Here is a 17,903-nt window from a genome sequence, read left to right as displayed (position 1 = left end):
CAGGGGCACCCGCGTGGTGACTGGGGATTGCGGGATTTGGGATGACTGCGTCGGCTGCACGACCCGGGGACGGCCGGGACGAACTGTTGAAGCAGATACGGATGTGCCGGAGCACGGTTGATCCGTGAGGCGCTGCCGGTGCGCCGGCGTGTGCCGGCGTACGGCGAAGAACCGCGAGCGGTGCGGTACTTGGTGTCTCCGGGCGGTGCGGGGTGCGGAAAAGTGTGACGTTCTCGGCTCAGCACACCGCCCGGAGAGTTCAGGGGGGACCGCTCGGAGGCGGGGGCCGGGGATCACCCGGCCCCCGCCTCAGGTACCGGTGAGGTGCTCGGGGCGTACCGGGGTCCTGTTGAGCTCAAGGCCCGTCGCGTTCCGGATCGCCGCGAGGACGGCCGGGGTCGACGACAGGGTGGGGGCCTCGCCGATGCCACGCAGCCCGTACGGGGCGTTCTCGTCGGCGAGTTCGAGCACGTCGACCGGGATGGTCGGCGTGTCGAGGATGGTGGGGAGGAGGTAGTCCGTGAAGGACGGGTTGCGCACCTTCGCGGTCTTCGGGTCGACGATGATCTCCTCCATCACGGCGACGCCCATGCCCTGGAGGGTGCCGCCCTGGATCTGGCCGAGGACGGAGAGCGGGTTGAGCGCCTTGCCGACGTCCTGGGCGCAGGCCAGTTCGATGACCTTGACCAGGCCGAGCTCGGTGTCGACCTCGACGACCGCACGGTGCGCGGCGAAGGAGTACTGGACGTGGCCGTTGCCCTGTCCGGTGCGCAGGTCGAACGCCTCGGTGGGCCGGTGGCGCCACTCCAGCTCGATGTCGATCGCCTCGTCCTCCAGGACGTCGGCCACGTCGGCGAGCACCTCACCGCCGTCGGTGACGACCTTGCCGCCCTCCAGGAGGAGTTCGGCGGTGGCCCAGGCCGGGTGGTAGGACCCGAACTTGCGGCGGCCGATCTCCAGCACCTGCTCCCGGACGGCCTCGCAGGAGTTCTTGACCGCGCCGCCGGTGACGTACGTCTGGCGGGAGGCGGAGGTGGATCCGGCGGAGCCGACCTTGGTGTCGGCGGGGTGGATGGTGACCTGGTTGACACCGAGTTCGGTACGGGCGATCTGGGCGTGCACGGTGACACCGCCCTGCCCGACCTCGGCCATCGCGGTGTGCACGGTGGCGACCGGCTCGCCGTTGATGACCTCCATCCGCACCCGGGCGGTGGAGTAGTCGTCGAAGCCCTCGGAGAAGCCGACGTTCTTCAGGCCGACCGCGTAGCCGACGCCGCGGACGACGCCTTCGCCGTGGGTGGTGTTGGAGAGCCCGCCGGGCAGCGCCCGCACGTCGACGGAGGTGCCTTCGCTGCCCGCCGTCAGCCACTCCTGCTCGGGCGGCAGCGGCCGGGCCTTGACCAGGCGCAGCAGCTCGGCGACCGGGGCCGGCGAGTCGCAGGGCTGGCCGGTGGGCAGCAGGGTGCCCTGTTCCATGGCATTGAGCTGCCGGAACTCGACGGGGTCCATGTCCAGCTTCGCGGCCAGCTTGTCCATCTGCGCCTCGTAGGCGAAGCAGGCCTGGACCGCGCCGAAGCCGCGCATCGCGCCGCAGGGCGGGTTGTTGGTGTAGAGCGCGACCGCCTCGATGTCGACGTCCTCGATGACGTACGGGCCGACCGAGAGCGAGGAGGCGTTGCCGACGACCGCCGGGGAGGCGGAGGCGTAGGCGCCGCCGTCCAGGACGATGCGGCACTTCATGTGCGTGAGCTTGCCGTCCTTGGTGGCGCCGTGCTCGTAGGTGAGCTTCGCCGGGTGCCGGTGGACGTGTCCGAAGAAGGACTCGAACCGGTTGTAGACGATCTTGACCGGCTTGCCGGTGCGGAGCGCCAGCAGGCAGGCGTGGATCTGCATCGAGATGTCCTCGCGGCCGCCGAAGGCCCCGCCGACGCCGGAGAGCGTCATCCGGACCTTGTCCTCGGGCAGGCCGAGGACGGGGGCGATCTGGCCGAGGTCCGAGTGCAGCCACTGGGTGGCGACGTACAGCTCGACACCGCCGTCCTCGGAGGGCACCGCGAGCCCGGACTCCGGGCCGAGGAAGGCCTGGTCCTGCATGCCGAAGGTGTACTCGCCCCTGACGATGACGTCGGCGCGCTTTGCGGCCTCGTCGGCGTCGCCACGGATGATCGGCTGGCGGTGCACGATGTTGGGGTGCGGGACATGACCGATGTGGTGGTCGTCGCGGCCCTCGTGCACGAGCACGGCGCCGGGAGCGGTCGCCGAGGCCTCGTCGGTGATGAGGGGCAGCTCCCGGTAGTCGATCTTGATCTTGGCGGCGGCGCGGCGCGCGGTCTCCGGGTGGTCGGCGGCCACGATGGCGACCGGCTCACCGTGGTGGCGGACCTTGCCGTGGGCGAGAACCGGGGTGTCCTGGATCTCCAGGCCGTAGTTCTTCATCGCGGCGGGCAGGTCGTCGTAGGTCAGCACGGCGTAGACGCCGGGCATCGCCAGGGCCTCGGAGGTGTCGATGGAGACGATCTCGGCGTGCGCGACGGTGGAGCGCAGCGTCTGGCCCCACAGCATGTCCTCGTGCCACATGTCGGAGGAGTACGCGAACTCTCCGGTGACCTTCAGGGTGCCGTCGGGGCGGAGCGTGGACTCACCGATGCCGCCCTTGGTGGGCGAACCCTGGGTGATCTTGGTGGGGGTTCCGGCCGGTACGTTCTGGGCCTTCGGGTACGTCGTCATGACTGGACCGCCTCTTCCTGGCGGGCGGCCGCGAGGCGGACCGCGTCGAGGATCTTCTCGTAACCCGTGCAGCGGCACAGGTTGCCGGAGAGCGCCTCGCGGATGTCCTGGTCGGACGGGGACGGGCTGTTCTCCAGCAGTTCGTCGGCGGCGACCAGCAGGCCGGGGGTGCAGAAGCCGCACTGGACGGCTCCGGCGTCGATGAACGCCTGCTGGATCGGGGAGAGCGGGGCGGCCTCGCCGGCCCGGCCGTCGGTGGGCTTGGACTGCCAGCGCTTGGCCTCGTCCAGGGTGGTGCCGCAGGCGCCGGAGGCGCAGCCGCCGCCGGGGTGGGTGTCCTGGCGGTGCTTGGCGTAGTCGGCCAGCCCCTCGACGGTGACGACCTCGCGGTCCTGGACCTGGCCGGCGGCGACCAGGCACGCACAGACCGGGACGCCGTCCAGGCGGACCGTGCAGGACCCGCACTCGCCCTGCTCGCAGGCGTTCTTGGAACCGGGCAGCCCCATACGCTCACGCAGCACGTAGAGAAGGGACTCGCCCTCCCATACGTCGTCGGCTTCCTGAGGACGGCCGTTGACCGTGAAATTGACTCGCATGGTTACGCAGCTCCTTCCAGCGTGCGGCCCGCGCCGCGGTACTGCTCCCAGGTCCAGCCGAGCGTGCGGCGGGCCATGATCCCGACCGCGTGCCTGCGGTACTTCGCCGTGCCCCGTACGTCGTCGATCGGGTTGCAGGCGCCGGAGGCGAGCGCGGCGAACTGCTTGGCGATGGCGGGGGTGATGATCTTGCCGCTCTCCCAGAACCCGCCCTCGTCGAGCGCGGCGTTCAGGAAGGCCTCGGCCTCCTTGGCCCGGACGGGGGTCGGGGCGGCGGAACCGATGCCGGTGCGCACGGTGCGGGTCTCGGGGTGCAGTGCGAGGCCGAAGGCGCAGACGGCGATGACCATCGCGTTGCGGGTGCCGACCTTGGAGTACTGCTGGGGCCCGTCGGCCTTCCTGATGTGCACGGCGCGGATCAGCTCGTCCGGCTCCAGGGCGTTGCGCTTGACCCCTGTGTAGAAAGCGTCGATAGGAATCAGCCGCGTTCCGCGTACGGATTCGGCCTCCACCTCGGCCCCCGCGGCGAGCAGCGCCGGGTGGGCGTCACCGGCGGGCGAAGCGGTGCCGAGGTTTCCTCCGACACCGCCGCGGTTGCGGATCTGCGGGGACGCGACGGTGTGCGAGGCGAGCGCCAGGCCGGGCAGCTCGGCCCGCAGGTGCTCCATGATGGCGCTGTACGGCACCGAGGCGCCGAGCCGTACGCTCTCCTGGCCCACCTCCCACTCGGACAGCTCACCGATGCGGTTCAGGTCCAGGAGGTACTCGGGCCGCCGGTGGTCGAAGTTGATCTCGACCATCACATCCGTGCCGCCCGCGATGGGCACAGCCGTGGGGTGCTCGGCCTTGGCGGCGAGCGCCTCCTCCCAGCTGGCGGGGCGAAGGAAGTCCATGAGTGGCTCTCTTCTTCTCAATCGGGTCGTTCGCTGGGGCTGGGGACGGCCGGCCCTCGACTGGCTCGTTCATGTGGTGTTCACGTGGTGTGTGGCCCAGTACACAAGCCAGGGCCCGGTGGGTGCAGTCACCGAAACACTGAAGGAGTTGGCTGGTCTCCGTCCTCGTCTTGTAGATTCGAACGAATGACGGGGATCAGTAACCTCGCTGCAATTCACAGGTACCCGTTCACCCCTCCGCTCCCCCACCCACCCACTCCTTCACCCACCTCTCCCACACCTACGGAAAAGATCGGCGGCGACGAGATGCGGCTGCGCGCACTGCTGGAGACCGAGGCGCTGGGCCTGCGGCTGCTCGGCGGTGAGGACGAGCTGGACCGCACGGTCCGGGGCGTCATGACGACCGACCTGCGCGACCCCAGCCGCTACCTCTCCGGCGGCGAGCTGGTGCTGACGGGTCTTGCCTGGCGCCGGGACGCGAGCGACTCCGAGCCGTTCGTGCGGATCCTGGCGGGCGCCGGGGTGGCGGGGCTCGCGGCCGGTGAGGCGGAGCTCGGTGATATCCCCGCCGACCTGGTGGAGGCATGTCTCCAGCATCGCCTGCCGCTCTTCGCGGTGCACGAGACCGTGGCGTTCGCAACGATCACCGAGCATGTCGTACGCCAGGTCTCCGGCGAGCGGGCGGGCGATCTGGCGGCCGTGGTGGACCGGCACCGGCGGCTGATGACCTCGGGCCCCGCCGGCGGCGGCCCCGAGGTGGTCCTGGACCTCCTCACCTCCGACCTGGACCTGCGGGCCTGGGTCCTCTCCCCCACCGGCCGCCAGATCGCCGGGGCGGGCGCCCCGCTACCGGGTGCGCTGGGCGCCGCCCTGGCCGGACGCCATCTGGCGGCGACCCGCACCGGACGCCGGGGCCCGCACCGGGCCGCCGTCGCCGGTACGACGTATTCGCTCTTCCCGATCCGCAACACCGGCCGGGGCGCGGTCCCGGCCGCCCGTGACGTCCGCGAGTCGGTGCTCTCCGACTGGCTGCTCGCCGTCGAGGCGGACGCCTCGGACTGGCCCGCCGCCCGCCTCGACCTGCTCCAGGGCGTCACCCAGCTGATCGCAGTCGAGCGCGACCGCCGCGACGCGGCCCGTACGGTACGCCGACGGCTCGCCCAGGAGGTCCTGGAGCTGGTCCAGGCGGGCGCCGCCCCGGCCGAGATCGCCGCCAGGCTCCGGGTCGCAGCCCCGGTCCTGCTGCCGGGCCTCGGTGCGGCCCCGCAGTGGCAGGTCGTGGTGGCCCGGGTCGACTGGACCGCCACGGACACGCCGGGCCCGGGAGGCGTCCCCGGCGACATCGCGGGCGGGCCGGCCGCCCAGGCCCTGCTGGAGGAGATCCTCGTCGACCCGGCGGTCAGCGGCCCGGACTCCGCCGACCGCATCGCCGTCGCCCACACGGGCGAGGAGGCCATCGCCCTCGTACCGCTCCCGGCCGTGCCCGCCCCCCTCCCCGACACGGTAGGCGGCCCCACCGACACCGCCGCCGGTACCGCAGAGACGGCCGCCGCACCGGAGAGCGGGGAGCCCACGGCGGCGCAGGACCCCGCGCTGCACGCCGACGCGCTGCTCGCCGCCGTACGCGAACCGCTCTCGGCGGGGCTCGCCGACGACGGGCGGCTGACACTGGGTGTCAGCGCGGCCGTGCACTCGGCCGAAGGGCTGCGCGGCGCGCTGGAGGAGGCCCGGCACGCCCGCCGGGTGGCGGCGGCCCGTCCGGGGCGGGTCTGCGCGGCCGGCCACCACGAGCTGGCCTCGCACGTGCTGCTGCTGCCGTTCGTCCCCGACGACGTCCGCCGCGCCTTCACCGCCCGGCTGCTGGACCCGCTGCGCGACTACGACCGGCGCCACCGCGCGGAGCTGATCGAGACCCTGGAAGCCTTCCTGGACTGCGACGGCTCCTGGACCCGCTGCGCGGCCCGGCTGCACCTCCACGTCAACACACTGCGCTACCGCGTCGGCCGCATCGAGCAGTTGACGGGCCGTGACCTTTCGCGTCTTGAGGACAAGCTCGACTTCTTCCTCGCCCTGCGTATGAGCTGACCTGTGCGCCCCGCCGCGCGCTGATGAGCTCCCCCCGTTTGTGAATTCCTTCACCTGACATCGGTCGGAACCCTTGGCCCGGCGTGCCAATCCGTGCTGAGATGCGGCCAGACTCAACAGCACAATGGCGCGCTCGGGGAGGGCAATGTGGCGCATACCGCCATGTCTGGTTCCGGAACGACAGCAGACGATCCGCCGCTCCAGACAGCGGTATGGCGGCTGAGGTCCCGCGCCTGCTGGACGGATGCGGCCGCCCTGCTGGAACCGCACGCGGCGAAGGACCCGGCGGCGGCGCTCCAGCGCACCGCCCTGCTGACCGAACGGTGTCTCTACACCGGCGAGGGCTGGACGGACGCCGAGGACGCGCTGCGCAGCGCGGAGGCGCTGGCCCGCAGCGACGACGAGCGCGGCGGGGCCGCCTGCGAGCGTGGCCACCTCGCCTACGCCTCGACCCTTCTGAGCGTACGGGACCGGGCCGACGAGGCGAGCGTCGCGCTGAGCCGGGCGGCGGCACTGCTGGCGCCCGCCGCACCGGGGCGGCCGCTGCTGGACTTCCGGCGCGGGCTCATTGCCCAGAACATCGCGGACTCCCCGGAGTCCGCCCGCGCCGCGTACCGCCGGGCGCACGCCGGAGCGACCGCGCGCGGCGACGAGCTGCTGCTCTCCTTCACCTGGCGCCACCTCGCGTCGCTCGCGCTCCAGGAGGGCGAGCTGGCCGAGGCGCGGCACGGGTTCTCGGAGTCGCTGCGGATCCGGGAGGAGCTGGGCTACCTGGTCGGTACGGCCCCGGCGCTGATCTCCCTGGCGGAGGCGGAGCCCGAACCGGAGGCCGCCAGGCTGCGTGCGGAGGCGGGGCGGCTGTTCCGGCTGCTCGGCGGGGTGCCCACCTGGCTGGCGCCGCACATCGGGGTCCCGGCGCCGCGGCCGGCGGCGGCGAGCTGAGGACCGGCGGGCCGCCCGTCCCGGCGGGCGACCTGTCCGCCGGGGGCGGGCGCACGCCGGAGCGGTCGCCCTGAAACATCCGCGCACGCCCGCAAACCCGCGCGCCCCGGTCAGCCGTCGTCAGCCGTCCGCGCCGGTGAAGTGCTCCCGTACGAGGGCCTGGACGACGGCCAGATCCTGGGCGATCAGGGCGTCGAGCAGGGCGGTGTGCTCGGCGGCGTCCGCCAGCAGGTCGGCCCGGCGGGTGGCGGGGCCCGCGACCAGCGGCCACTGCGAGCGGCGGTGCAGCTCGTCGGCGACGGCCACCAGCTGCTCGTTGCCCGCCAGGGTGAGGACCGCGCGGTGGAAGGCCCGGTCGCATTCGGCGTAACTCGCCCGGTCCCCCACGGCGGCCGCCGCGACCGTGGCGTCGGCCAGGGGGCGCAGGGTGCCCCAGCGCTCCGCCGGAACCGTGCGGGCCAGTCGCAGCATCACCGGTACCTCGATCAGGGCACGTACCTCGGCCAGCTCCGCCAGCTCACGGGGTCCTCGTTCGCTGACCCGGAAGCCGCGGTTCGGCACCACCTCGACGGCGCCCTCGACCGCCAGCTGCTGCATCGCCTCGCGCACCGGGGTCGCGGAGACCCCGAAGCGGGCGCCGAGCGCCGGGGCGGAGTAGACCTGGCCGGGGATCAGCTCGCCGTCGACGAGCGCGGCGCGCAGGGCCTCCAGGATCTGGCCCCGGACGGAGTGGCGGACCACGCGCGGGGCGGGCGGCTCGCTGTGGGTGTGCTCACCCCGGGCGGCCGCCCCGTCACGCGGACGGTCGCCGCGCAGCTGTTCGGGCACCCTGACGGTCTCCGGGGTGCCCGGGTACGCGCCGGGCGCGTACGGCGGCCGTACGCCCTCTCGCGCACTGCCCTGCTCCACCCGGACCTCCTAGGCCTGCCGCGCGGGCCGGCTCGCGCGTGCCCGGCCCCCCGTGCACGATAGAGGGAGGAGGCCGCAGTTCAAACATCGATCGCGTCGGGTAAGGTAAGCCTTACCTGCAAACGATCCCGATTCGGTGGTCCCTGCATGACCCTCACCACGCTGCTCACCGGCGCCGCGACGTCCCCCGTGACCGCCGCGTACGCCCGCCTGACCGAGGTCTTCCCCGGGCTGCGCGCCGAGGTCCTCGACGAGGGCGCGAGCGCCCCGTCGGGCGCCGGCTGGGTCGGCGCGGCCGAGCTGGCCGCGGGCGGACCGGCCGTGGACACCTTCCTCGCCTGGGACAACGCCCAGGTGCTGCGGGACTACGGACAGCAGGCCCGCCCCGACGTGGTGGCCAGCTTCGGCCTCCACCGGTACGCGTGGCCCGCCTGCCTGCTGGTGACCGTGCCCTGGTTCCTGCACCGCCGGGTGCCGCGCATCCCGGTCGAGGACGTGGCGTTCCAGCGGGCGCTGGGCCACCTGACCGTGCGGGTCCGGGAGTTCGCCTGCCTGCCGGACGACCCGGCCGCTTCCCTGCCGGGCGCCCGGGTGGTCCCGGACGAGTCCGCGCTGCGGGCCGAGGTCCTGGCCGCCCTCACCGAGCACCTGGAACCGGTGCTGACGGGGTTCGGACCGCGCATGCGGCGGGGGAAGCGGGCCCTGTGGGGGATGGCGACGGACGAGATCGTCGAGGGCCTCTGGTACATCGCGCACCTGCTCGGCGAGGAGCGCCGCGCGATGGCCGAGCTGGAGCTGCTGCTCCCCGGCACCACGAAGCCGTACGTCGGCACCGCGGGCTTCCGTGAGCTGACCGGACCCGAGGGGCAGTCGCTGCCGACCCGGGACCGGGCGAGCTGCTGCCTCTTCTACACCCTGCGTCCCGACGACACCTGTGTGACCTGCCCGCGTACCTGCGACGCGGACCGGGTGCGGAAGCTCGCCGCCACTTCCTGACCGCGCGTCATCCACACCGCCCGTCCGGATGACGTGGAATCGAACACAACTCGGCCGTACCGCGCGGCAGTTCGAGAAGATTCCACCCATCGATAGCCTCTCCCACCCCCATGGCGTGCTCTTGTCCCGAAACCCCCGGAGCGGGACGGGAATTCCGTCACGATGGCGCACGAAACGCCCTACGTGACGCAAGGGACCGCGCATGAGACTGACCGACATATCGCTTGACTGGCTGCTTCCGGGCGCCGTACTGCTCGTGGGAGTCATGGCGGCGGTGACGGTGGTCGCACGCGGCAAGCGTGCCGCCGGCAAGGCCGCGCCCGACGACAACTGGGAGCGCAGCGAGGACCGCCGCAGGCGCAAGGAAGCGCTGTACGCCACCGCCAGTTACGTCCTGCTGTTCTGCTGCGCGGCCGTCGCCGCCGCGCTCTCCTTCCACGGGCTCGTCGGCTTCGGCCGGCAGAACCTGAACCTCACCGGGGGCTGGGAGTACCTGGTCCCGTTCGGACTGGACGGCGCCGCGATGTTCTGTTCCGTGCTTGCCGTGCGGGAGGCGAGCCACGGAGACGCGGCGCTCGGCTCCCGGCTGCTGGTGTGGACCTTCGCCGGGGCCGCCGCCTGGTTCAACTGGGTGCACGCCCCGCGGGGCATGGACCACGCGGGCGCTCCGCACTTCTTCGCGGGGATGTCCCTGTCGGCGGCGGTGCTCTTCGACCGCGCGCTGAAGCAGACCCGCCGGGCCGCGCTGCGCGAACAGGGCCTGGTGCCCCGGCCGTTGCCGCAGATCCGGATCGTCCGCTGGCTGCGGGCGCCCCGGGAGACCTTCGGCGCCTGGTCGCTGATGCTCCTGGAGGGTGTCCGGACGCTGGACGAGGCGGTGGACGAGGTGCGGGAGGACCGCAAGGAGCGGGAGCAGGACCGGCTGCGCCGACGTGACCAGGAGAAGCTGGACCGGGCCCGTATCAAGGCCCTGAACCGGCAGAACCGGGTCTGGGGGCGCGGCGGCCGCGGCGGCCACCAGGTGGACGTACCCGCCCTCGCCCCCGCTTCGGGCTCGGCGGCGCAGGCCGTCGCGGAGCCTGCCATAGCAGAGCCGGGACAGCTGCCTCTGCGACCCCGGCCATCCCTGCAAGCCGTCGGCCCGAAGCAGCCGGCGGACGGTTCGAGCTCGAAGAGCCTCGGCCCTTCGACCCCGGGAGGTGACGCACGGACGGTCGACCTCACCGCCGAGGACGACACCCAGACACTCCCCCGGCTCGACTCGCTGGAACAGAAACTGAAGGATCTGGAGCAGCAGTTCGGCTGAGCGTGCGGGTCGGTGACCCGCACGCACCTCCGGGGGCCGTTCAGACCCCCGCGCCGCGCAGCTCGAACCAGACCACCTTGCCCAGGGCCCGCGCCTCGACACCCCAGGCGTCGGCCAGACTCCGCACCAGGATCAGCCCCCTGCCGTGCGTACCGTCGTCGGCGTTCGGTACGTACGGCGCGGGCAGATCCGCCTCGAAGTCCTGGACCTCCACCCGCAGCGCCGCGGGCGTCGCCGTCGCGGTGACCACCGCCCCGTGCCGGGTGTGGATCAGCGCGTTGGTCACCAGCTCGCTCAGCAGCAGCTCCGCCGCGTCGATCTGTTCGGGGCCGGAGCGATGTCGGAGGAACTCCCGCAGCTCGCGCCGGACCTCCCCCACCGCCGACCGTTCCGTATGGCCCACTCTGCGGCGCATCCGGGCCGGCTGCTGCGCCTCGCCCGGTCTCCGCCCCCGAGGGCCGCGCCCCTCTCCGGCCTGGGCCCTCTTCTGACGCTTCACCATGTCCCCCGCCCGCACTGCGATCCGACCTCCTCCGGTCCGGCCGTCCGTCGAACAGCCTCACGGGATGCATGCCCCTGTACGCACACGGTCACGCTTGTCGCTCCTACAGGACGAGCGCAGGCGGAGGCAGCGGGGGGCGCACGGGGAGACTGGCCCCGCACACGATTTCAGGGGTGCTCCGGGCCGCGCCGGGGAAGTGAACCTGGGCCGCAGCCGCCGGGCGCCGACCCCGAGGAGCCGAGATGCACGACGACCGCCCCCTGGTGGAAGGCCGCCTGGACCGGGCCCTCCAGCAGTTCATCCGCCCGGCGCAGTACGCCGCCCGCGCCCCGCTCACCCTGTCCGTGTGGCACGTACCGGGCGAGCCCGTGCCGGTCGCCGAGGCCCTGGAAGCGTCGTACGAGCCCTTCACCGCCGGTACGGAGTGGGGGAAGCCCTGGTCCACCAGCTGGTTCCGGCTCAAGGGGGCGGTTCCCCAGGAGTGGTCGGGGAGCCGGGTGGAAGTGGTCGTGGACCCGGGGTTCACCGGGCAGGGGCCCGGATTCCAGGCGGAAGGCATGCTGTACGGCCATCCGGGCGTCCCCCTCAAGGGTGTTCATCCCCGCAACCGCCACCTGACCGTCGCGCACCCGGCGGCGGGCGGTGAACCGGTCGATCTGCTGCTGGAGGCGGCCGCCAATCCGGCCGTGCTGGAACACGGATTCGAGCCGACCCCGCTCGGTGACGTCCGCACGGCGGGCGACCGTCCGCTGTACCGGTTCGCCTCCGCCGATCTGGCGGTGCTGGACGAGGAGGTCTGGCATCTCGTCCTGGACATCGAGGTGCTCTCCGAACTGATGCGGGAGCTGCCCGCCGACCGCTCGCGCCGCCACGAGATCCTGCGGGCCCTCGAAGCGATGCTGGACGCCCTGGACCTGCACGACGTCTCGGGTACGGCGGCCGCCGGGCGGGCGGAGCTCGCCGGGGTGCTGGCCCGGCCCGCGTCGGCGAGCGCGCACCGGATCTCGGCGGCCGGGCACGCCCATATCGACTCGGCCTGGCTGTGGCCGCTGCGCGAGAGCGTCCGCAAGGCGTCCCGTACGTTCGCCAATGTCACCGCCCTCGCGAAGGACTATCCGGAGCTGGTCTTCGCCTGTTCGCAGGCCCAGCAGTACGCCTGGGTGAAGGAGCACCAGCCGCACATCTGGGAGCGGATCGAGCAGGCGGTGGCGGCGGGGCAGTGGGCGCCGGTCGGCTCGATGTGGGTGGAGTCGGACGCGAACATGCCGGGCGGGGAGGCCCTGGCACGGCAGCTCGTGCACGGGAAGCGGTTCTTCCGGGAGGAGCTGGGGGTGGAGACGGAGGAGATCTGGCTGCCGGACTCCTTCGGATACACCGCCGCCTTCCCCCAGCTGGCCCGGCTGGCCGGGGTGCGGTGGTTCCTCACCCAGAAGCTGTCGTGGAACCAGGACAACAGGATGCCGCACCACTCCTTCTGGTGGGAGGGCATCGACGGCACCCGGGTCTTCACCCACTTCCCGCCGGTCGACACGTACAACGCACAGCTCCACGCCCGCGAACTGGCACACGCCGAGCGGAACTTCGCCGAGAAGGGCCGGGCCACCCGTTCGCTCGTCCCGTTCGGCTGGGGCGACGGAGGGGGCGGCCCGACCCGCGAGATGCTGGAGCGGGCCCGTCGGCTGCGGGACCTGGAGGGCTCGCCCCGGGTCGAGATCGAGAAGCCCTCGGCCTTCTTCGCGGCGGCCGAGGAGGAGTACGGGGAGCAGGCCCCCGTCTGGTCGGGCGAGCTCTACCTGGAGCTGCACCGGGCGACGTACACCACGCAGGCGAAGACCAAGCAGGGCAACCGCCGCAGCGAACACCTCCTGCGTGAGGCCGAGTTGTGGGCGACGGCGGCGGCCCTGCGCTCACCCTCGTCCTACCGCTACCCGTACGAGCGGCTGGACCGGGTCTGGAAGACCGTACTGCTCCACCAGTTCCACGACATCCTGCCCGGCTCGTCGATCGCCTGGGTGCACCGCGAGGCCCGCGACACCTATGAGGAGGTGCGGGCCGAGCTGGCGGAGCTGGTGGCCGAGGCGGTGACGTCACTGGGCGCGGCCGAGGGGATGGTGGCGCTCAACTCATCCCCGTACGACCGAAGTCAGGTGATCGAGCTGAACGCGGAGGCGGCCGGGGTCCTGCCGTCCGGCGCCCATGTCCAGGAGCTGGGCGACGGGCGGGCGGCGGTACTGGCGGTCGCCCCCGGGCTCGGGGCGGGGCTGCTGGACGGGGCGGCGGTGCCGGAGCGTCCGGTGACGGTGGCCGTGGCCGACGCCGGCGAGATCGTGCTGGACAACGGACTGTTGCGGGTCACCGTCGACCGGGACGGGCTGGTGTCGGGGGTTCGGGACCTGGTGGCCGGGCGCGAGGTGCTGGCCCCCGGCGGCCGGGCGAACCTCCTCCAGCTGCACCCGGACCACCCCAACCACTGGGACGCCTGGGACATCGACCGGCACTACCGCCGCACCCGAACCGACCTGACCGGCGCCGATACGGTGTCGCTGACCGAGGAGGGCCCGCTCCGGGCGGCGGTGCGTGTGGTGCGTACGTTCGGGAGGTCCACCCTCGTCCAGGAGCTGCGGCTCGCGGCGGGGAGCCAGCAGCTCGACATCGACACCGAGGTGGACTGGCAGGAGTCGGAGAAGGTGCTCAAGGCGGCCTTCCCGCTGGACGTGCACGCCGAACGGTCCACCGCCGAAATCCAGTTCGGCCATGTCCACCGGCCGACCCACGCCAACACCAGCTGGGACGCGGCCCGTTACGAGATCTGCGCCCACCGCTGGCTGCGGGTCGCCGAGCCCGGGTACGGCATCGCGCTGCTCAACGACTCGACGTACGGCCACGATGTGACCCGCGCCCCGCAACACGCCGACGGTGTGGGCACCACCGTCCGCCTCACCCTGCTGCGTGCCCCGCACAGCCCGGACCCGCACACCGACCTGGGCACGCACCGCTTCCGCTACGCACTGGCACCCGGGGCGGAGGTGACCGACGCGGTACGGGAAGGGCTCGCGCTCAACCTGCCGCTGCGGGCGGCGGTGGCCCCGGCCGTGCCGTCGCTCGTGGAGACGGGCCATCCGGCGGTGACGGTGGAGGCGGTCAAGTTGGCGGAGGACCGCAGCGGGGACGTGATCGTACGGCTCTACGAGTCGGCGGGCGGCCGGGCGGGCGCCCGGCTCACGGTGTCCTTCCCGGTCGTCCGGGCACAGATCACCGACCTGCTGGAACGGCCGCTCCACCCGGCGGTCACCGACGACCGGGGCCTGGTGCTGGAGCTGCGGCCGTTCCAGATCCTGACGGTGCGGCTCACGCCCGCGTGAACCCGTGAACCTCAGGGGCGGGGCACGTTACGGAGGTTGGAGCGGGCCATCTGGAGCATCCGGCCCACTCCCCCGTCCAGGACGACCTTGCTCGCCGAGAGCGCGAAGCCGGTGACCATGTCGGCCTTGATCTTCGGCGGGATGGAGAGCGCGTTGGGGTCGGTCACCACATCGACGAGGGCCGGGCCCTTGTGCTTGAAGGCGTCCTTCAGCGCGCTCTGCAACTGCTTGGGCTTCTCGACCCGCACCCCGTACGCCCCGCAGGCACGGGCGACGGCGGCGAAGTCCGGGTTCTTGTTGGTGGTGCCGTAGGCCGGGAGCCCGCCGACCATCATCTCCAACTCCACCATGCCGAGCGAGGAGTTGTTGAACAGTACGACCTTCACCGGCAGGTCGTACTGGACGAGGGTGAGGAAGTCGCCCATCAGCATGGAGAATCCACCGTCGCCCGACATCGCCACGACCTGCCGCTCTCGGTCCACGAACTGGGCACCGATCGCCTGCGGCAGCGCGTTGGCCATCGAGCCGTGGCTGAACGAACCGATCACCCGCCGCTTGCCGTTGGGCGTCAGATAGCGGGCCGCCCACACGTTGTTCATCCCGGTGTCGACGGTGAACACCGCGTCCTCGTCGGCCATTTCGTCCAGCACGGAGGCGACGTACTCGGGGTGGATCGGGGTGTGCTTGTCGACCTTGCGGGTGTACGCCTTGACGACACCCTCCAGCGCGTCCGCGTGCTTCTTCAGCATCCGGTCGAGGAACTTGCGGTCGCCCTTGGGCTTCACCCGGGGCGTCAGACAGCGCAGCGTCTCGCGCACATCGCCCCAGACCGCGAGATCCAGCTTGGAGCGCCGGCCCAGGTGCTCGGGGCGGACATCGACCTGGACGATCTTCACATCGTCCGGGAGGAACGCGTTGTACGGGAAGTCCGTGCCCAGCAGGATCAGCAGATCGCACTCATGGGTCGCCTCGTAGGCGGCGCCGTAGCCGAGCAGCCCGCTCATGCCGACGTCGTACGGGTTGTCGTACTGGATCCACTCCTTGCCGCGCAGCGCGTGCCCGACCGGGGACTTCACCTTCTCCGCGAACTCCATCACCTCGGCGTGCGCGCCCGCCGTGCCGCTGCCGCAGAACAGCGTCACCCGTTTGGCCTCGTCCACCATCCGGCAGAGCTTGTCGATCTCGTCATCGCCCGGCCGGACGGTGGGCCGCGAGGTGACGAGGGCATGCTCGACGGTCTTCTCGGGAGCGGCCTTGGAGGCGATGTCGCCCGGCATCGTCACGACGCTGACGCCGCCCTGGCCGATGGCGTGCTGGATGGCGCTCTGGAGGAGGCGCGGCATCTGCTCCGGATTGGAGATCATCTCGTTGTAGTGGCTGCACTCCTGGAAGAGCAGCTCCGGATGGGTCTCCTGGAAGTAGCCGAGCCCGATCTCGCTGGACGGGATGTGCGAGGCGAGGGCGAGGACCGGGGCCATCGAGCGGTGCGCGTCGTACAGGCCGTTGATGAGGTGCAGGTTGCCCGGTCCGCAGGAGCCGGCGCAGGCCGCCAGGGACCCGGTGATCTGGGCCTCGGCCCCGGCCGCGAAAGCGGCGGTCTCCTCGTGCCGGACGTGGATCCAGTCGATGGCCGAGTTGCGCCGAATGGCGTCCACGACGGGGTTCAGGCTGTCGCCGACGACGCCGTACAGGCGCTTGACGCCCGCCCTGGCGAGGATGTCGACGAACTGCTCCGCCACGTTCTGCTTGGCCATGGGTGCGCACCCTTTCCTTGCCCGTGCTCCGTGCACTGTCGCTTGTCCGGACTCCGGAGACCGAAACGTCGCCCGGCCGGTCTCCGGAGTCCATCAACCCACGGTGTGCGCGGTTACGCCTCCCAGACGGCCGCGCAGGTGCGGTCGTCGGCGTACCCCTTGATCCGGAGCTGGGTGTCGGCGAGGAAGGCGGGCAGTCCGGGCGGGCCGGGCGCGCCCCAGCGCTCGGCGAGCTCCGCGGGGAGCTCCGGTTCGCCGCGCATCGGCTCGGCCAACCCGTTGCTGCAGAGCAGCAGCGTGTCGCCCGGACGTGCCACGGAGGCCCGGAAGCGGAAGACCTCGGCGGGCGGCGGCGCAGGGCCGTCGCTGTACGGGGACGGGGGCGTGGTGATCTGGAGGTCCATGGTCAGCCGGTCGCCGTCCGGACTCTCCTCGCTCCCGCCGCCGGCGGCGGAGGTCACCTCCGGCATCGTGGGCTCCAGGTCCTGCCAGAGCCCGTCGCGGAGCCGGAAGAGGCCGCCGCTGCCGACGCCGAAGAAGACCCGGGTGCGGCAGGCGGGGTCGGCGGAGAGCAGCAGACACCGCAGGCTCGTGGTGTACTCCCCCGGTTCGAGGCCGAGTTCGGCGGCGCGCGCCCGGAGCTTGCCGTACGTGCGGTCGGTGAGCCGGTGCAGCCCCGACTTCAGATCGGCCCGGCGGCCGGCCCTTATGTCCTCGGAGAGCCGGGCGTGGCTGCGGGCCACGGCACCGCCGATCCAGCGGCAGGCGTCGGCCGCCGCGAGATGCGCCCCCTCGCCGGCCCGCACGCCCCCGGCCACGGCGACGAGCACCAGGGCGCTCTCGGCCGCCCCGAACCGGGTGGTGAGCAGCGCGTCGCGCCGGGGCTCGCCCCGGAACCGGGCGGAGTCGCCCCGGACGGAGGCGGCCCGCAGGGTGTACGTCCCGTACCGGGCACCGTCCAGCACGGTGTCGGGGACCAGGGCGTCCAGGTTCTCCGAGGTGGCGACGGGCAGGGCGGCGGGCTCCGCGTCATAGGTGGGCGGCCGGTCCCCGAGGTGGTCGACGAGGGGCCGGGCCCCGCCGCCGTCGGCCGGGGCATCGCTCGCGGCCCAGTCCGGGGACGGCTCGTGCAGGGCGCCGGGGTCGGGGACGGTGGCGGTTGCGGAAACGGGCGGGGCGGGCGGCGGCTCGGGCTCGGGCGGCTTCGGCACGGCGAAGGTACGGGGGCCGGGCGGGCCGGCGGGGGCTTCCCAGGGGGCCGGGAAGACGGTGTTACGGGGACCGGGGACGGCGGCGGAAGCGGTGAACGGATAGGGCTCCGGCTCTCGGTACGGCTCCGGCTCCTGGCCCCTGTGCGGCTCCGGCACCGGTTGCGACCGACCGTACGGCTCAGGATCCGGGTCCGGTTCCGGCCCCCGGTACAGGTCCCAGCCCGACCGGGGATCGGGCGTCGGCTCCGCCCGCAGTTCCTCCGGCTCCGGTTTCGGCTCCTCCCACGGCTCCGCCCGCAGCTCCTCGTCCTGTTGCGGCAGCGGCAGCGGCTCCGGTCTCAGCTCCGGTGCCGACACCGGCACCGGATCAGGTCCCCCATAGGCGTCCTCGGCCGTCTCCCGGCCGGTGGCCCGCTGGTGGCCCACCGCCGTGCTCACCGTGTCCGACACGGAGTCGAAGCGGTCGTCGAGGCTGTCGGGCGCGCTGCTCGGACCGGTGTCCGGCGCGGTCTCGTCGTACAGCTTCCGCCACCAGTCGTCCTCATGGGCGGCGGGCTTCTCCCCCTGCTGACTCATGCCCTTATTGTCCACCGCGGAGCCCGCCCGAAAACGGGGCATCC

The 17,903-nt window shown here is 72.6% G+C and carries 12 protein-coding genes; 5 read left to right on the top strand and 7 right to left on the bottom strand.

The genetic code is table 11. The annotated features are described in order from the left end of the window. Positions 1-309 precede the first annotated feature (309 nt). The 3 genes from IE264_RS19540 to IE264_RS19530 are packed head-to-tail and all read right to left on the bottom strand — an operon-like array spanning position 310 to position 4,216. Positions 310-2,727, bottom strand: coding sequence for a xanthine dehydrogenase family protein molybdopterin-binding subunit (locus IE264_RS19540; protein WP_032753726.1), 2,418 nt, complete (start codon positions 2,725-2,727; stop codon positions 310-312). Then, on the bottom strand, positions 2,724-3,323 hold the full coding sequence (locus tag IE264_RS19535; RefSeq protein WP_015612287.1) for a (2Fe-2S)-binding protein: 600 nt from the start codon (positions 3,321-3,323) through the stop codon (positions 2,724-2,726). The genes IE264_RS19540 and IE264_RS19535 overlap by 4 nt, the downstream gene beginning before the upstream one ends. 2 nt (positions 3,324-3,325) lie before the next feature. Continuing rightward, complete coding sequence (locus tag IE264_RS19530) at positions 3,326-4,216, bottom strand: FAD binding domain-containing protein (RefSeq protein ID WP_015612286.1); 891 nt, start codon at positions 4,214-4,216, stop codon at positions 3,326-3,328. A 306-nt stretch (positions 4,217-4,522) separates the two neighbouring features. Between IE264_RS19530 and IE264_RS19525 the strand changes: the two genes are divergently transcribed. Beyond that, positions 4,523-6,301, top strand: a complete 1,779-nt coding sequence (locus IE264_RS19525) for a PucR family transcriptional regulator ligand-binding domain-containing protein (protein WP_032753724.1) — start codon at positions 4,523-4,525, stop codon at positions 6,299-6,301. A gap of 162 nt (positions 6,302-6,463) precedes the next feature. After that, the gene (locus IE264_RS19520; RefSeq protein WP_032753722.1) at positions 6,464-7,243 is read left to right on the top strand and encodes a hypothetical protein; all 780 of its coding nucleotides are present in this window, start codon (positions 6,464-6,466) and stop codon (positions 7,241-7,243) included. A 120-nt stretch (positions 7,244-7,363) separates the two neighbouring features. Here IE264_RS19520 and IE264_RS19515 read toward each other — a convergent pair whose 3' ends face one another. Beyond that, the gene (locus IE264_RS19515; protein ID WP_032753720.1) at positions 7,364-8,152 is read right to left on the bottom strand and encodes a GntR family transcriptional regulator; all 789 of its coding nucleotides are present in this window, start codon (positions 8,150-8,152) and stop codon (positions 7,364-7,366) included. A 147-nt stretch (positions 8,153-8,299) separates the two neighbouring features. On the opposite strand from IE264_RS19515, the gene IE264_RS19510 reads away from it, so the two are divergent. Both IE264_RS19510 and IE264_RS19505 read left to right on the top strand, forming a co-directional pair. Beyond that, complete coding sequence (locus tag IE264_RS19510) at positions 8,300-9,148, top strand: (2Fe-2S)-binding protein (protein ID WP_032753717.1); 849 nt, start codon at positions 8,300-8,302, stop codon at positions 9,146-9,148. A gap of 202 nt (positions 9,149-9,350) precedes the next feature. Next, the gene (locus IE264_RS19505; protein WP_015612281.1) at positions 9,351-10,454 is read left to right on the top strand and encodes a DUF2637 domain-containing protein; all 1,104 of its coding nucleotides are present in this window, start codon (positions 9,351-9,353) and stop codon (positions 10,452-10,454) included. 40 nt (positions 10,455-10,494) lie between these two features. On the opposite strand, the gene IE264_RS19500 is transcribed toward IE264_RS19505, so the two are convergent. Next, positions 10,495-10,869: an ATP-binding protein gene (locus IE264_RS19500; RefSeq protein WP_229887633.1), complete on the bottom strand. Its 375-nt coding sequence runs from the start codon at positions 10,867-10,869 to the stop codon at positions 10,495-10,497. 329 nt (positions 10,870-11,198) lie between these two features. Between IE264_RS19500 and IE264_RS19495 the strand changes: the two genes are divergently transcribed. Further along, positions 11,199-14,318: an alpha-mannosidase gene (locus IE264_RS19495; RefSeq protein ID WP_032753711.1), complete on the top strand. Its 3,120-nt coding sequence runs from the start codon at positions 11,199-11,201 to the stop codon at positions 14,316-14,318. A gap of 11 nt (positions 14,319-14,329) precedes the next feature. Here IE264_RS19495 and IE264_RS19490 read toward each other — a convergent pair whose 3' ends face one another. After that, positions 14,330-16,072, bottom strand: coding sequence for a pyruvate dehydrogenase (locus IE264_RS19490; protein ID WP_015612278.1), 1,743 nt, complete (start codon positions 16,070-16,072; stop codon positions 14,330-14,332). A gap of 113 nt (positions 16,073-16,185) precedes the next feature. After that, positions 16,186-17,859 carry a protein phosphatase 2C domain-containing protein gene (locus IE264_RS19485; protein WP_032753709.1) on the bottom strand — a complete coding sequence of 558 codons (1,674 nt, stop codon included), beginning with the start codon at positions 17,857-17,859 and terminating at the stop codon, positions 16,186-16,188. Positions 17,860-17,903: the final 44 nt, after the last annotated feature.

It is taken from the genome of Streptomyces microflavus (genome assembly GCF_014650075.1).
In the GTDB taxonomy this organism is placed as follows: Bacteria; Actinomycetota; Actinomycetes; order Streptomycetales; family Streptomycetaceae; genus Streptomyces; species Streptomyces microflavus.
The sequence above is the reverse complement of the archived record's forward strand: the minus strand, read 5'-3'. Positions and strand labels throughout refer to the sequence as shown.

Coding starts and splice junctions, on each gene's coding strand:
- IE264_RS19485 (WP_032753709.1), bottom strand. CDS start 17,859: ATGAGTCAGCAGGGGGAGAAGCCCGCCGCCCATGAGGACGACTGGTGG.
- IE264_RS19495 (WP_032753711.1), top strand. CDS start 11,199: ATGCACGACGACCGCCCCCTGGTGGAAGGCCGCCTGGACCGGGCCCTC.
- IE264_RS19490 (WP_015612278.1), bottom strand. CDS start 16,072: ATGGCCAAGCAGAACGTGGCGGAGCAGTTCGTCGACATCCTCGCCAGG.
- IE264_RS19510 (WP_032753717.1), top strand. CDS start 8,300: ATGACCCTCACCACGCTGCTCACCGGCGCCGCGACGTCCCCCGTGACC.
- IE264_RS19535 (WP_015612287.1), bottom strand. CDS start 3,323: ATGCGAGTCAATTTCACGGTCAACGGCCGTCCTCAGGAAGCCGACGAC.
- IE264_RS19520 (WP_032753722.1), top strand. CDS start 6,464: ATGTCTGGTTCCGGAACGACAGCAGACGATCCGCCGCTCCAGACAGCG.
- IE264_RS19500 (WP_229887633.1), bottom strand. CDS start 10,869: ATGCGCCGCAGAGTGGGCCATACGGAACGGTCGGCGGTGGGGGAGGTC.
- IE264_RS19505 (WP_015612281.1), top strand. CDS start 9,351: ATGAGACTGACCGACATATCGCTTGACTGGCTGCTTCCGGGCGCCGTA.
- IE264_RS19530 (WP_015612286.1), bottom strand. CDS start 4,216: ATGGACTTCCTTCGCCCCGCCAGCTGGGAGGAGGCGCTCGCCGCCAAG.
- IE264_RS19540 (WP_032753726.1), bottom strand. CDS start 2,727: ATGACGACGTACCCGAAGGCCCAGAACGTACCGGCCGGAACCCCCACC.
- IE264_RS19525 (WP_032753724.1), top strand. CDS start 4,523: ATGCGGCTGCGCGCACTGCTGGAGACCGAGGCGCTGGGCCTGCGGCTG.